This window comes from Streptomyces sp. SCSIO 30461 (genome assembly GCF_037023745.1).
In the GTDB taxonomy this organism is placed as follows: domain Bacteria; phylum Actinomycetota; class Actinomycetes; order Streptomycetales; family Streptomycetaceae; genus Streptomyces.
Map to the genome: position 1 here is coordinate 6,740,213 of NZ_CP146101.1, position 14,903 is coordinate 6,755,115.

10 protein-coding genes are annotated in these 14,903 nt (G+C 68.0%); 7 read left to right on the forward strand and 3 right to left on the reverse strand.

The window, feature by feature from the left end:
* Nucleotides 1-529 precede the first annotated feature (529 nt).
* The 5 genes from V1460_RS30250 (at nucleotide 530) to V1460_RS30270 (ending at nucleotide 6,635) form a co-directional block, all read left to right on the forward strand.
* Entirely contained in the window at nucleotides 530-838 is a 309-nt protein-coding gene (locus V1460_RS30250) for a mobilization protein (protein WP_338676772.1), read from the forward strand.
* Entirely contained in the window at nucleotides 835-2,532 is a 1,698-nt protein-coding gene (locus tag V1460_RS30255) for a relaxase/mobilization nuclease domain-containing protein (protein ID WP_338676773.1), read from the forward strand. Before V1460_RS30250 ends, V1460_RS30255 begins: the two co-directional genes overlap by 4 nt.
* A 417-nt stretch (nucleotides 2,533-2,949) precedes the next feature.
* Entirely contained in the window at nucleotides 2,950-3,327 is a 378-nt protein-coding gene (locus tag V1460_RS30260; RefSeq protein ID WP_338676774.1) for a peptidase inhibitor family I36 protein, read from the forward strand.
* A gap of 78 nt (nucleotides 3,328-3,405) precedes the next feature.
* Nucleotides 3,406-4,128: an ABC transporter ATP-binding protein gene (locus tag V1460_RS30265; RefSeq protein ID WP_338676775.1), complete on the forward strand. Its 723-nt coding sequence runs from the start codon at nucleotides 3,406-3,408 to the stop codon at nucleotides 4,126-4,128.
* Nucleotides 4,125-6,635, forward strand: a complete 2,511-nt coding sequence (locus V1460_RS30270) for an ABC transporter permease (protein WP_338676776.1) — start codon at nucleotides 4,125-4,127, stop codon at nucleotides 6,633-6,635. Before V1460_RS30265 ends, V1460_RS30270 begins: the two co-directional genes overlap by 4 nt.
* Nucleotides 6,636-6,702: 67 nt before the next feature.
* Here V1460_RS30270 and V1460_RS30275 read toward each other — a convergent pair whose 3' ends face one another.
* Nucleotides 6,703-7,524 carry a DUF317 domain-containing protein gene (locus V1460_RS30275; RefSeq protein WP_338676777.1) on the reverse strand — a complete coding sequence of 274 codons (822 nt, stop codon included), beginning with the start codon at nucleotides 7,522-7,524 and terminating at the stop codon, nucleotides 6,703-6,705.
* Between the two features lie 42 nt (nucleotides 7,525-7,566).
* Nucleotides 7,567-7,920 carry a DUF317 domain-containing protein gene (locus V1460_RS30280; protein ID WP_338676778.1) on the reverse strand — a complete coding sequence of 118 codons (354 nt, stop codon included), beginning with the start codon at nucleotides 7,918-7,920 and terminating at the stop codon, nucleotides 7,567-7,569.
* A gap of 541 nt (nucleotides 7,921-8,461) precedes the next feature.
* On the opposite strand from V1460_RS30280, the gene V1460_RS30285 reads away from it, so the two are divergent.
* Both V1460_RS30285 and V1460_RS30290 read left to right on the forward strand, forming a co-directional pair.
* Complete coding sequence (locus V1460_RS30285; protein WP_338676779.1) at nucleotides 8,462-12,700, forward strand: AAA family ATPase; 4,239 nt, start codon at nucleotides 8,462-8,464, stop codon at nucleotides 12,698-12,700.
* Nucleotides 12,697-13,563, forward strand: coding sequence for a serine peptidase (locus tag V1460_RS30290; RefSeq protein WP_338676780.1), 867 nt, complete (start codon nucleotides 12,697-12,699; stop codon nucleotides 13,561-13,563). The genes V1460_RS30285 and V1460_RS30290 overlap by 4 nt, the downstream gene beginning before the upstream one ends.
* 329 nt (nucleotides 13,564-13,892) lie before the next feature.
* On the opposite strand, the gene V1460_RS30295 is transcribed toward V1460_RS30290, so the two are convergent.
* Nucleotides 13,893-14,885 (reverse strand): SpaA isopeptide-forming pilin-related protein, encoded by a 993-nt coding sequence (locus tag V1460_RS30295; protein WP_338676781.1) that lies wholly within the window; start codon nucleotides 14,883-14,885, stop codon nucleotides 13,893-13,895.
* Nucleotides 14,886-14,903 lie beyond the last annotated feature (18 nt).

A 14,903-nucleotide genomic window follows, 5' to 3' on the forward strand; every position in this document is an offset into this window, starting at 1 on the left:
GGCCGCATGGACGCGCATCCCCCGCATTCGACCACTCTCGCCGCCGAAGCCGACGCGTGGGCGGAGGTCTTGATCCCCGTCCCCGCGCACGGCCGTCCTCGCACCGGCCGACCGACGGCTCGCCCGGCACACGCCGGACAACCCCGGCCGATCCAATCACCGTGACCGGCACCATCCCGTACCGACTACGCACCATGAGGCCCGCATTCCGATGACAGAGTCGACCGCACACCGCAACACTTCGACATCTCTGCCCGACATCAACTCGGTCTCAGCGCGAGCAAGTTGGGTCGGAAGCGTAGCTTCCGACACTCCCGCCCCAGAGGGGGCGGGAGAGGACCTGCACCGGGGGGCGCAGGTCCGGGAGGCTTCGACCGAGGGCGGATCGAAGCCGGGACAGGAGGAGAAGCCGACCACCCGCGCCAGCCGCCGTGAGCGCGCGTCCCGTGCCCGTCAGCGTCCGCGCCAGCCGCCCGCAAAGAAGCGTCTGCGTCAGCCCAACACGCGTTTCAACGATGATGAGTTCGCTGTGATCAAGTCCGCCGCCGCCCGATGCAACCTGTCCGTCGCCGGGTTCCTCGCCCGCTCCGCGCTCGCCGCCGCCCGCGATCTCGACCGCACCCGTACTGAGATCGCCGACGAACGCGAAGTGATCACTGCCCTGTTCGAGAGCCGACGCAGGCTCGGCTGGGCCGGAAGCAACCTCAACCAAGCCGTCAAGGCGCTCAACTCCGGTGCCGACGCACCCCAACTCGACACGGCCATCGCCGCCGTACGACGGGCGGCCGAGTCCGTCCACGCCGCAACCACTCAGCTCATCGACCAGCGCACCGCATGATCCCCAGCGTCAACAAGTCCGGCTCGCGCACCATCGGCCTGCTCAAATACCTCTACGGCCCGGGCAAACGCGAAGAACACATCGACCCGCACCTCATCGCCTCGTTCGACGGTATGTCCCCCGACCCCGGCCGCGCCCCGAACGCCACCCTGGGGGATCTCCAGCAGCTCCTCGACCAGCCCGTCATGGTACTGCCGAAGCACGCCCGTCCCGCCAAGCACGTGTGGCATACCTCCGTCCGCGCCACCGCGAACGACCGGATCCTGAGCGACGAGGAATGGGGTGAGATCGCCCGCCGGGTCGTGGCCGCGACCGGTATCGACCCCGGCGACGGCAAGCCCGGCTGCCGCTGGGCTGCCGTACGCCACGCCGATGACCACATCCACATCGTCGCCACCCTCGTCTGCGAGGACGGCAGCCGACCCGACGACTGGCGCTCCGGCAGCCGTGCCCAGGCCGAATGCCGCCTCATCGAGAAGGAACTCGGCCTGCATCAGGTCGCCCCGGGGGACGGCACTGCCGCCCAGCGGCCTACGAGCGCCGAGCGCCACAAGGCAGAGCGCCAAGGGCGGGAGCGGACCGCTCGTGAGGAACTGCGCGAGACGGTACGGCGCGCGGTTGCCGGAGCCCAGGGCGAAGAAGAGTTCTTCGAGCGGCTGGCCGCCGCCGGCCTGCTGATCCGCAAGCGGGCCGCCCCCTCCGGGGACCTGCTCGGATACAAGGTCGCCCTGCCCGATGACCTCAACAAGGATGGCGAGCAGGTGTACTACCCCGGGGCGCGCCTGGCACCGGACCTGTCGCTGCCACGGATCCGGGAACGCTGGTCCGCCAACCCCCCTCCCCAGGGCGCTGGCACGCAGGCCAAGGCCAGTGGGCCGTCCGCTGCGCGTCGCCGCGTGGCCTCTGTCGCGTGGCAGGGAGTCCTGGTCCTCGAGCACGCTGACGATGCGGTCGCCGCCGCCTACATCGCAGCGACCGGCGAGGTACTGGATGCGCTTGCGAAAACCTCCGCAGCCCATACGCGCCGGGAACTGCGTGAAGCTGCCTGGGCATTCGAGCGGGCCTCACGCTCCCACGTCCGTGCCGAGCGCGGCCATGACCGGGCCCTTCGGCAGGCCGCCCGGGACCTCGTCCACAGCGGCCCGGCCCTCGGTCGCGGAGAGGACGCCGCGATGACCGCGATGGCGATCGACATGATCTTCTTCCTCATCACCGCCGCCGCGCACTGGCACGCCAAGAAGAAACACCACCAGCAGGCAGCCGCCGCACGCGCCGCCGCCGAACATCTGCGCGCCGCCTACCACACGGCCGCCGCAGAACCCCTCCGCGCGCTCCACCAGCGCGGCCAGCGGCTGAGCCGCCCCCTGCTGCAGCGACAGGCGGTGCTGCTGCGCGAGGCACTGCCAGGACTGGCCGAGGAGATCCTCGCCGAGCCCGGTTGGTATGCCCTCGCCGCCACCCTCACCGACGCGGAAGCTGCCGGGCAGGATCCTGCGGTCTTGCTCGCCGATGCCGCCGGGCACCGTGAACTGGATACCGCCGAATCCGTCAGTGACGTCCTCATGTGGCGGCTGCGTCGAGCTGCCAGCCTTCCGGCAGATACAACTGGCCATCCCACGCCCAGCGGCAGGGATGTCGGGCCGTCGCTTGGGGCAGACACCGAGCGGCAACGCCCCCGTCGCCGGACGAGGTAGTACCGGACCGCTGCAGCGAGCTACGGCGCGGATCGGGCAGCACGGGCAGCGACGGCAGCGCACGGTGCTGACGTGACGGCGACTTGACCAAGCAGACACTCGAAGATTGACGGCACATCGAAGCTCCGGTTGCGTACGGCGACGGGGAAGGTCGTCCGTCACCAACCGGAGCTTCGTTGCTTCCGTCACGATCCCCACTCCGCTCGTCACATCGCCGTGACCAGGCATCCCACAAGATCACCATGCTTTTGAGACACCTCTACACAACTGAGAGTAGTGCTTCCGTGACTCATGCATGTAGGTTCGGTGGCGGTTGAAATGCGGCTCGGGGGGAGGCGCTTGCGTGCCTTTGCGTGTTTCCATGCCCCGATCCGTGTAGGCGGAGGCCATGGCTCCGCTTAATGGAGGGGACTCATAATGAAGCGAAACTTGGTGGGGGCGGCGCTCATCGGTGCGGCGCTGATTGTCGGTGGGACGGGCATCGCCAGTGCAGCACCGGCGGGGTGCACGGCAAGTGGCGCCGTCTGTCTGTACCGGGATGACGACTACAGAGGCGGCCAGGTCACCCTGTCCGGCACCACCACCGGAATTACCCACCTGAGCTCGTACGGCTTCAACGACCAGGCGGACTCGTACTACAACAATTCCACCAAGGATGCTGCCTGGTACACGGACGCCAACTATGCAGGGCGTCGTGTGTGCATGCACAGCACCTCGGGCAATCACAGCTTCAGCTTCCAGGACTCCGACGAGGCCAGTTCAACGCGGAAGCTCAGCTCAGCCTCCTCGTGCTGACGTCGGGCGGGTGAGGTGAACCGTGGGGCGGCCGGATACCGGCCGCCCCACTCTCGTAGAAGAGGAACAACCATTCACATGAGCGAGAACGTGGCGATCACCGCCACCCGGCTCGGTAAGACGTTTGCTATGGGCAAGCAGAGCGTGGCCGCGCTGCGGGACGTCTCGCTGACGCTTCCCGCAGGCACGTTGACCGCCCTGACCGGTCCCAGCGGCTCAGGCAAGAGCACCCTGCTCCATCTGATCGCCGGCTTGGAACGGGTCGACTCCGGCACCCTTGAGGTGCTGGGCCACCCCGTGCACACGTGCGGTCAGGCGGAGTTGGCCGCGCTGCGGCTGAGGGAGATCGGGTTCGTCCATCAGGACTTCAGCCTGCTCGCCGACCTCACTCTGCTGGAGAACGTGCGCCTTCCACTGGAGGCCACCGGCACCGCCCGCAATGACGCGACCACGGCGGCATGCGAGGCGATGGCCCGCGTCGGCCTCACGGGTCTGGAGCAACGCTTCCCCGCCGAGGTCTCCGGCGGGCAGCAGCAGCGCGCCGCCATCGCCCGCGCCATCGTCGGCCGCCGCACTCTCGTTCTGGCGGACGAGCCCACCGGGTCGCTCGACTCCAAGACCGGCGCGGAGATCATGGGAGTGCTGGCGCAGTTGCGCGACGAAGGCGTCACCGTCGTTCTCAGCACCCACAACCCGGCGAATCTGTCCCACGCCGACCAGGTCGCGGTCCTTCACGACGGCACGCTGCTCTCCTTCGACGCCGCCGAGTCCGCTGAGTCCGCTGAGGGGGGCGTGGCGTGAAGGCGGGGTATCTGCATGTGGTGGGCAGGCGCACGGTGGTCGGCCGCGGTACCAGACGTGTCGGGCTCCTTGTGCTGCTGGCGCTGCCGGTGCTGCTCGCGACTCTCGCGGCGGGGCTGTTCGCCTCAGTCGCCCCTTCGGCGGAGCAGCGTGCCACCAGCACGCTGGGCCGCGCCGACGGGCTGATCTCGCTCACCGACCCCGCGTCGACGGCGAAGGTCGGGGAGGAGCTGCGGAAGCGCGTACCGGGGATCACTCTGCTTCCGATCGATGACAACACCGAGTTCCCCGTGTGGGTCAACGACCGCACGGTCGGCGTGCGGTACGTGGACACCGACTGGTCCTCCCCCCTGGTGCAGGGCCGGTACCGGCTGCTGCAGGGGCGCTTCCCTGCGAAGCTGGGCGAGATCGCGGTGAGCAGGGCCCTCGCCGACGCGCACGGTCTCGGCCTGGGTGGCAGTCTGCCCTACCGGTGGAAGCGTGACGCACCGGCGCGGATCGTGGGCCTGGTCGAGAGCCCGCAGTCCCACGCCTCCTACGACTACCTCGCCGCCCCCGGGCAGCTCAGGGCCTGGCCGAAGACAGGGGCGGACACCACCAACGACATGCCCTCGGGCTACGGTCTCCTCCTTGCCGGGGACGGAGCTCAGGTGGATACCGCGCAAAGCCTCGTCATGGAGAAGGGGATGATGATCGAGACCCGCTCGGGCATCGCTGCCTCGCGGACGATGATCGAACGGGAACCCGCACTACTGCTCGCGCCCGGAATCGTCATCCTCGGAGTCATCGCCGCCGGGGCGTTCGCCCTGCGCATGCGACGCACCCGCGCCGAGTTCGCGATCCTCGCCGGCCTCGGTGTACCGGACCGCCACCTGCGGTACGCCGCCGTCTTCGGGGCGCTGTGGGCCGGAGCCCTCGCCGCTCCCGCCGGCTGGCTCGCCGGGAGTCTGCTCAGCCTGGCCGCACGTCCGCTCCTGCCGCGCTTCACCCACAAGGACACCGCCCCCTACGACGCGCTGCTCCTGGGGGGTCTGCTGACCGTCGTCCTGTCGGTCGCGGTGGCGGCGCTGGCCGCTGTGCTCACGTCGCGGTACCCCGCCGGGCTACCCGCCCGCGAGCGTGCCCGCACCACACCCCGCCAGAGCAAGCGAGCTCATCTGTGGGCACCGGTACTCTGCGGCCTCGGCGCGCTCGGGATCGCCCTCGCGGTGGCCTTCTCCGACGACGAGACCGTCTCGGCCGTCGCCGCCGTCACGGCCATCGTGTGCCTGGCCGCAGCGGCACTCACCCGTATCGGGGATGTCCTGGGCGGACTGGCCCGCCTTGCCGACGGCACCCTGGGCGCTCGTATCGCCCTGCGCGCGTTCGCCCGTGACCCCCGCCGGCCGGTCGCGGCGATCGTCATCGGATCCGTCGCGCTCGCCGTCACCATCGGTATCCTCGGCACCCTGTCCAGCCTCACCGCCCATGGACGCGCCACCTACGTCGGCAGCCGCCACCTCGACCAGGTCGAAGCCCTGCTCTTCGCGGGCAGCGACCCCGCCGCCGTCGAGAAGGCCCTCGCCACCGTCTTCCCCGAAGGCACACCCATCGCCAGAGGCACCTACCCGGTCGACGACCAGCTCCTCAAAGCCTCCGTCACCCCTGCTCTGACGCCTCCCTGGAACATCATGTCCCAGGCAGGCGACGAGTCCGGCGACCGGCGGCAGATCGAAGTCGTCGACGACGAGGAGACCTTCAAGGTACTCACCGGCCGGACCTGGTCCACCCAGGAACGCGCGGCACTCGAAGACGGCCGCATCCTGGTTATGGCCCCCGAATACCTCAAGGGCGACCGGATCACACTGTCCAGGCCGACATCGCTCGACGCCGACACCGCGCCGCCGGCCACCCGCGACGTCACCGGTGCCGTGCTCTCCGATCCCGTCGACGCCACAACACTCACCCGCGCCGCCGCCTACGTCAGCACCGAGACCGCACACGCCCTCGGCGCGAAGACCGTCGACTACTCGGTCATCGCCGCCCCCACCAACCCCGTGCCCGACCTGGAAGAACGCCTCGTCAAAGCCCTGGAACCGGTCGACGTCGTCATGTCCGACGTCCGCATCGAGACCGGCCCCGAACTCACCCCACCCTTCCTGTGGTACCTCCTGCTCGGCCTCGCTCTCGCCGCCGTCGTGACCGTCCTCGGCATCACCATGACCGCATCCGCGACCGAGCTCCGACCCGACCTCGTCCGCCTGCACCGCGTCGGTCTGTCGCCCCGCACCCTGCGCGGGATCGTCATCTGGCAGTCGCTCACCATCGCCGCCCTCGCGGCCGTCCTCGGCATCGCCGCCGGCTGGGGCCTGACAGCCGCACGGAACTGGCCCGGGAACATCGCGGTAGTGATGGACTGGACAGCCATCGCCACCGTATTCGCCCTGACCCTCGCCCTCAGCGCGGCCTACGGCGCCCTCGCCGCACCACGCCGCATCGGCAACACCCTCAACCGCACCGAAGCCTGATCCGCCAATACGTCATCCGGCGAACACATCACCGACGACCGGCGCCTACACGCCGGTCGTCGGTGCTTCAGGATGCCGGGGCCTGAAGGAGCCGGTCCCTGGTGCTGTCCGGGAGTACCCGGCGCAGGACGGGTGCGGTGGAGCTGAGGGAGTGGGCGAAGGCGGCGATGATGTCGTGCGGGACGCTCGCGCTGAAGGATGCCGCCCACAGGCACGGGGCGCCCATGACGGGTTCTACCCACGCCTGCCATCCGAGGGGCCCCTCATCGTCCGGCTGGAGGGTCAGGACGCGCGGGTCCGCGTCCTGGATGAGCGGGGGTACCTCGCCCAGGCTGACGCATGCGGTGAAGGTAGGATCCGCCGCCTGTGCGTTCGGCTGATCGGCATCGCGATACCAGCCGTGAGCAGCTACCGCATCGATCACGCACTCGGGGCCGGTGCGGACCACGGTCGGAGCGTCGTGGGCGTCGAGGGCATGGGCGAAGTCGGAGACGGCCTCGCCGGGGACGCCGAAGGTGAAGTATGCCGACCATCCGGCAAGTGGGCTGCGCGTGTCCGCGCGGGCGGAGAACTGCCAGGCGATGGGCAGGTCACCGAGGTGGAACGGCTCGTCGGGGAGGGTCCATTGGGCCCACCGGAGGGTGTCGGGGCTGATGTGGAGGACGGTACTGCGCAGGACCTGCCGGTCCTCCTCCGCTTGGTCGGGCTCGCGTCGGCCGCGGATGATGGCCAGGCTGCTCCAGCCGAGTCCGGTGAGGGTGTCGGCGACGGCGTCGTAGAGGCATCCGTCGTCGCCGGCCAGGTGCCGGGGCCCGACCCAGTACGCGGCCAGAGAGCCGGCCGGGGAGGAAGCATCGAGTGGGAATTCGGGGTTCAGGGGCGCCTCCAAAGGACTCCGAGAATGAGCACTGCCTGCGGATGGGTATCCGTTTCACAGATGCGGTGAGGTCTCCAGCACTCGTGCCACTGCGGCGGCGACGATGTCAGCCGGCGTCTCCGTGTCGAACGCGATGCTGTAGCCGGGGACGCTCGCCGTGCCGGTGACGGCGATCTTCCACCCCTCACCCTTCGTACCGGGACGCCCATCAGGGAACCATCCCAGGTAGAAGCGCCCATCCTTCGAGCTGATGTGGACATCCGCACGGTCGTCCACGACCAGGTGGAAGTCCTGGGCGGTGAACTGGTCGGTCACCAGCGTGTGCTGGCCGGGACCGAGTTGCCAGTCGCGGAGCCTGAGGGCTTCGACAGTGGTGGCAAATCCGGGGCTCGACGGAGCCACGGTCATGGTCATCACCTCTCTGACCTGGCAGTTTAGGGAAGACTGTCTACGTTGACATGACCCTGCAATGGTTGGCCAGTCATTCCCGGCTCTTTCCTGTCTGCCCCAGGCGAACTGTCCTTCGTCATCCAATCGAGGCGTTTGACAGCGAACGCAGTCGTCTGGGCTTTTCTGACAGTGAATCTAGTCGTGAGGGATGACCAGCCTCGATCCCGATAGCCTGGTGACCGAAGCGTACGGGCACGGGGGGATGATGGTTCGAGCACTTCTGCTCGGGGTTGGGACCTTTGAGAACGTGGTCGACGGCGAGTGGAGCCCTACGCCGGAGGGGTTGCTTCCGCTGCCGTCGGTTGAACCGCAGGTGCGTGAACTCGCCGAGGTGCTTTCACACTTCGACGGGCTGAACGTCAGTGAGCCGTTGATCGACGCGGACTGGGTCAGCGTTAGGGAGAACTGGCGGCAGCTGCGGAACGACTCAGCAGGCCGGCCGCGTATCGTTCACTTTGCCGGTCACGGAGTCTCTCGTGGCCGGATCTTGTACCTGCCCGTGCACGACAGCCGTCTGACCGACCTTCCGGAGTCTGCGATCGATGTCGGCCGATGGCTGAACGAGGTCGAGCACGGCTCCGACCAATCTTCCGTCCTATTCCTGCTCGATGTTTGCGGTGCAGGGGCCGCGACGGACTACCAGCTGTTCCAGGATGTTCCCGAGGGCGATCGAAAGACCTGGGTGATTGCGGCCTGCACGGCGGACGAGAGCGCCTTCGATGCACGGTTCACCAAGGCCACAGCCCAGGCGCTGGAGCGGCTCCGCTTGGGGCACTGGGATATCTCTCCGACTCTGTCCCACGTGCCCGTGGAGGCTGTCGCCGACGAGATCGCGCGGGAGCTGGTCTGTCTCGGCGAAGGGTATCCGCAAACTGTGGTGCACTCGCCGCGCCGAGCCGCCTCGTTGGCGGTACCGGAGTTCTTCGTCAACCCGGCGTTTAGCACTGACGGCTGGCAGCGTTTTCGGAGCCGACTCCGGTTTGCAGTTCGGGAACTGGCCGCTGAGTTCGACCCGGGTCTGGACCCAGTGCACTTCATCACCCGGGCGTCCGGCCGCCTAGACGACGACGCTGTTGCGTTGATGGGTTGTCTCTTCACTGGGCGGACACGTGAGCTCACCCAGATTCGCTCCTGGTTGGCGAGCGACGAACCCCTGTTGCTGGTGACCGGAAGCCCCGGGGCAGGAAAGTCTGCGCTGCTGGGGGTGACGGTCTTCCTGTCGCACAACCAGCTCGCCGAGCTGAGTACCGGGCTGGTTGGCCGCATTCGTGCTCAGTACCGCCCGGAGCGTCGGTACCCGACTCTTGTCGCGGTCCATGCCCGGCACCGGAGCACGGACGAGGTGATCGCGTCGATCATGGTTCAGCTGTCTTCTGAGGACGCAAAGTCGGCAGTTGCTAGCAGTGAGCAAGCTCTGGACAAGCTCAAACGCATCGCCCAGGACCTGCCGGAACCGGTGGTACTCATCATCGATGCCATTGACGAAGCCCTAGAGAGCGATCGCATCGCCCGCAATCTGCTCCCCGAGCTCCTGCGCACACTCCGCTCTGACGGCCACCCCGCCTTCCGGGCGCTCGTGGGAATGCGCCCGCCGCAGGCGGACGGCCACCGGTTCTGCGAGGTGCCCGGTGCCCACGCGATGGTGCTCGACCTGGACACCTCCTCTGATATCGAGGACCTCGCGGACGACCTCACGACCTACATCGCCGACATCCTGGACAGCGGGTCCGGTTACAACGACCAGGCCCTTCGTGAGTCCGTAGCCCGTGCGGTCGCCACCGAAATCGCCCATAGCCCCGATCGCAGCACCTTCCTTGTCGCAGCACTCTTCGCCGAATTCCTGCGAACCGGTGCACCCTTGACTCCCGAGGAGGCGGTCGCTCAACTGCCGCAGAACCTGCCGCTCCTGCTCGAACTGCACCTGCGGACCGTGCTGGACGGCGACCCGTGGATGCGGCACTTGATGGTGGGGCTGGCACAGGCGCGCGGTCAGGGTATGCCGCTGGAGCTTGTGGCCGCAGCAGCCACCGCTGCCGCCATGGCCGCAGGTAAGGATCTCCGCCCGCTGCCCCCAGGCGAGGCCCGTGAGAAGCTGGCTACTGCCCGCTTCTATCTGCGGACGAACATCGACTCGGACGGACGTCAGCTCTACCGGTTCTTCCACGAGACGATCACCGAGCACTTCCGTGACGCCGGGGCCGAACTCGACGGGCTCGCCGAGACGCTTTTTCACGAGCTATTGTCGGCCGTCCCCGGGCGGTGGGCCGCTGAAGGGCCTCGGTGGGACCTCGCCGCACCGTATCTGCTGCGACATCTCATGGAGCATGCCGTCGCTGTTCCGGGCGGATCTGCGGTCGACCAGCTCTTCCTTGACCCGGAGTACCTCGTCCGCGCCGACCACGCTGGCATCTGGGAGGCAGTCCACAGGACGAAGACCCCCACAGCGCGGCGAGCCGGAGCCGCGTACCGGAAGGCATTCGGCCGCTTCGATCTCGGCAGCCTCTTCGGCCAGCGCATACCGCTAGAGACTCGACGTGCCAAGCTTCAGCAGAGCCTCGTGACCTACCAGGCGGCCGGGCTCGCACGCCGCCTCCACGACGAAGGGGCCCCGCTCCGCACGTACTGGAGCACGGGCTTGCCTGAGGAGTCCCTGCTGTACGTCATCGGCGCGGACGAGTTGGGCGCCACCGTGTCAGCCCTCGCCCTGGGAGCCGTCGATCGACGGCTCCTCGCCGTGTTCGGCGGCACCGATGGCTCCCTCCAAGCGTGGGACATCACACCGAGCCCTGACAGCGCGGTCCAGTACTTCTCGGCTTCGAGGACGGACAAGGGCGCCATCACCCAAATGGCGATCGTGGATCTGGATGAGCGGGCAGTCATCGCCTCGGTGACTGACCAAAACGCTCTCCTGCTGTACGACCTCGCAACGGGTGCGCTCGTCGCCGACACATGCCTTGACGGCGCGAGGGTTTCAGCCCTGACAGTCGTTGGCAGCGGCGACGAAACGGCCCTTGCAGTCGGTCGAGTCAGTGGCGAGATCAGCCTAGTCGGCCTCCTAGACGAGTCATTCGGCAGGCTCCTCGACACCGTCGAAGCCGGGGACGCCGCCATCGGTTCGTTGCTCGGCGTGGAGTCCACGGACGGCTCCCTCGCCTTCCACTACGTTTCCGCCCAACCCCAGGGACATGAGCCGAGGGTGCTGCGGAATCTGGAAGAGCGGCCCGTCACCATCTCCTCGGAGGGACCGCTCCAGGAGGTACGGATCCAACCCACGGACACGCGAACCCCGCTATTCTCGCTCATCGCCTACCACCCCGGCATGTGTGCGGTAAGGCGGAACGGTGAGACCGTCCACGTCATCACGGGGCCCAAAGACCGCGGGTTGGCACTCGCAGACATCCGTCATGTCGACCGCTTTCGGCTCGCGCTGACCGCCCATCGCGACGGCAACATGCGGGTGTGGGACCTCGACGTTTGCCCGGCGTTCGGTCACGGCCAGAACCACTGGCACCCCGCCGCAGTCCTCGGCACCATCCGGCTCGGCGGCTCGGAGCTCGCCCTCAGCGCCGAACTCGCGTTTGGTGAGATCAAGGCTTGGGACCTGAAGACTGGCGCCGAGGATCACAGACTGACCGACCTGGGCAAGCTCAGCCATGCCGCCACCGTCACAGCTGGCGACGGGTCCTACGTCGTCACGGTGAACACGGAGAACGACCTCGACACCTGGAATGTCCGTGAGGATGCCCTGGAATCGACAGTCCGCCTCCCCGCCCCGGCCACCGCGTTGGCCGCTGTGCCGCACGGCGATTCGGTGTGGGCCGTGGTCGGCGCTGCCGACGGCAGTATCCATGTGTGGGACACGAACAAGGAGTCACTCTCCCACGCCCTCGCCGACGTGGAGGGGCCGGTCACGGAGCTGATCGCGGGCGACGTCGGCGGCGAGTCTCTCCTGATCAGCGTCCACGACGAACGCACGGTCTGTCTCTGGTCCCTGGCTGACAGCACCCTGCGGCAAACGATCACGCTGGACCGGATCGGAGCGATCGCGATACAAGGTGGGCGGCTGTTCGCTGCCGAGCAATCGTCGAACGGCGATCAGGTGCGGATCTGGGACCTTGCGACGGCCTCACTCGTGGGCTCTGTCGCCGTGGCCAGCCCTCAGCTGATGGCTGTCAGCCAAGTAAACGGCAGGCCGGTACTCGTGACCGCTGTCAGCAAGGCGGAGATCCAGGCATGGGATGTCGAAACCGGAGACCCACTCGGACATCCGGCCTCGGTGCCGGATCGAGTCCACACAATCGCCCCCTACGAGAGCGGCGTCCTGGTAGGCAGCAAAGCTGGCCACGTCACGGCCCTCGGCTGGGCCTGCCCCGCAGAAGCGTCGGCACTCCGCCCGACGAGGCCGACCGTCCAGGTCACCCACGTCCTGGCTTGGTTGCCGGGCGAACTGCTATGCGGCGATGCCCGCGCAGACGGATGGGAGTTGTACACAGTCGACGAATGGGAGAGAGGGCTGCCGCCCTCCTTCGGCCTGATCTACGCCCGCCCCATCACTGCGACGACGAACGAACTCCACGATGCTCTCGTCCACGTACTGACGCCGCGCGGCTATGAGGTCGTGCGGCTGGAGGCACACGACTACGAGATCAGCAAGGTCGACGGCGTGACCACCGGCGGCCCGTGGCGATTCCCGGCGTACTCCGTTCATTGCCACTCGGAGGAAGGACCAGAGCAGTGACGATCCTCGCAGTGCACGGCATCGGCAACCACCTGAGTGGCCGATCGCCAGAGCAGGCGGCCACTCAACTGGCAGAGCAGTGGCAGCTCAAACTTCAGCAGGGGTTCACGGCCGCCGGACTGGGCGACCACCGACTCCCTTCCCTGAACGCCGCGTACTACGCTCACCACACCCACGCCGCCGAGCGGCAGGCTGCAGTGCCGGACGTACTTGCCCTCGACGAACGAGAACAGTCCGTAGTCATCGCCTGGGCGCTGGCCCTAGGTTCACCCACCCTCCAGGAACGGCAGGGACTGATTACCGCACCACTGCGGCAGGTCCTGTCCTGGCTTTCCCAACGCCGCAAAATCCCCATCGGGACAGTCATTCGGCTCGCCGTCCAACTGGCGGGCGAGGCCCGCCGCTACCTCCACGTTCCGCAGGTACGGGCTGCCGCCCGATCCACCGTGGCCGAGTCGATCCGACGAGTGCAGCCCCGCGTGGTGCTGGCGCACTCCCTCGGCTCCGTTGTCGCGTACGAGGCTCTCCATGCTCACCCGGAACTGACCGTGGACTGCTTCGTGACCTTGGGATCCCCCCTTGGCCTGCCGGGCGGGATTTTCGATCACCTGGTGCCTGCGCCAATCGCCGATCGGGGTGCCCGACCTGCCGGAGTCCGCTACTGGGTGAACCTCGCCGACACAGGTGACCTGGTGGCGATTCCTCATCGGCTCGGCGACCGATTCCCCGTTGACCAGCACGCCGACATTCCGATGGGCCGTATCGACTTCCACACCTTCGGAGCGTACTTGTCTTCCCCGCTCACCGCTGCAGCGATTACGCCCTTCGTCCTTAACCCGACAGCCCCGGACCAGATCGCCTGAGGATTTCGGCGCTCGGCGTCCTAAACGATCCAGCATCGCAGGTAGCGCCCCTGCACGCAGGAGCGTGCTCACCTCGCACGACTAGGTTCACTGTCAAACGACTCGGTTGGATGTCAGAGCACTGACCCTTGCCCACTGTGGAAGACCTGCTCGCCGAAGTCGGGCCGCGGGCCGAATATCGGCGCACGCCGCCCTCGGGAGCTGCCGCTGCTGGTGCCCGACGTGCCCTGCCGCCTTCTCCCGCCACTCCCCGGACGCCGTGCCGGGAGCATGCGAAAACCCCTGGAATCGCGGGGATTCCAGGGGCCGGGTTCAGTGCGGGGAGCGGGTCAGCTCTCGTCGGTGTCGTCGGTGGGAGTGTCGTTTCGGTGTCGGCGTGCCGCTATCGCCGCTGTGCCGCCTGCGGCGAGGAGCAGTCCCGCTCCACCGAGGAGCCATGGTGTGGTGTCGGCGCCGGTACGGGCGAGGGAGCCGCTCGGTGCCGGGGCAGGGGTGCTCGACGCGGTCGCGTCGTCCTGCGGATCGTGGGACGGAGCCGTCGACGGGTCGGTGGAGCTGTCGCTGTCCGGGGCCTGCGGAGTCGGCTCGGTGGTCGGTTCGGTGGTCGGCTTGTCGGACGGGTCGGGGCTCGGCGGCGGGGTGGAGGTCTTGGCGTTGGTGACCGTCACGGTGACCTTGTCGGCGGGCTTGGCCTTGAACCGGGTCTGCCCCTGGTAGAGGTCGTATCCGGCTGGCGCCTTGGCCTGCTTGGCCCAGAAGTCGGTGCCGGTGCGGCTGGTGACGGGGAGCTTGGCGGTCGCGGTGCCGTCAGGGCCGGTGGTGAGAGTGAGGAGGTTCTCGGTGCCGGTTCCAATGTTCACCGTGGCACCGGGCAGGAGCTTGCCGGTCTTGTCGTCCTTGGCCTGCAGGAGGACTTGGGCGGGCTTGAACGGGTCGGTGATGGTCAGAGGTGTGTCGGCGCCTGGGGTGACGATGACGTCCTGGTCGGCGACGGTGTCATGCAAGGGGCTGCCGCTGGAGACCTCCTTCAACCGGTAGATGCCGGGCGCGAGGCCGGTGAAGGCGAGCTTCCCGGTCGTGTCAGTCCTGCCCATGGCCGCTTCGGTGCCGGTGGCGTCGTAAAGGGTGAAGGTGGCTCCGCCGAGGACGTCGCCTGCGGGGTCCTTCTTGAGGATGGTGACGGTGCCGGCATCGGCCGCACTCGCGGCGGGGGTGGGTTCGGTCGGCTGGGCGGTAGCGGTCGGCGCCCAGACGAGGGTGCCGGTCACGGTCGCGGTGACAGCTATAGCGGCGGGAAGGCGACGAGCGGCGCGGATACGCAAGAAGGAACTCCTGAGGGG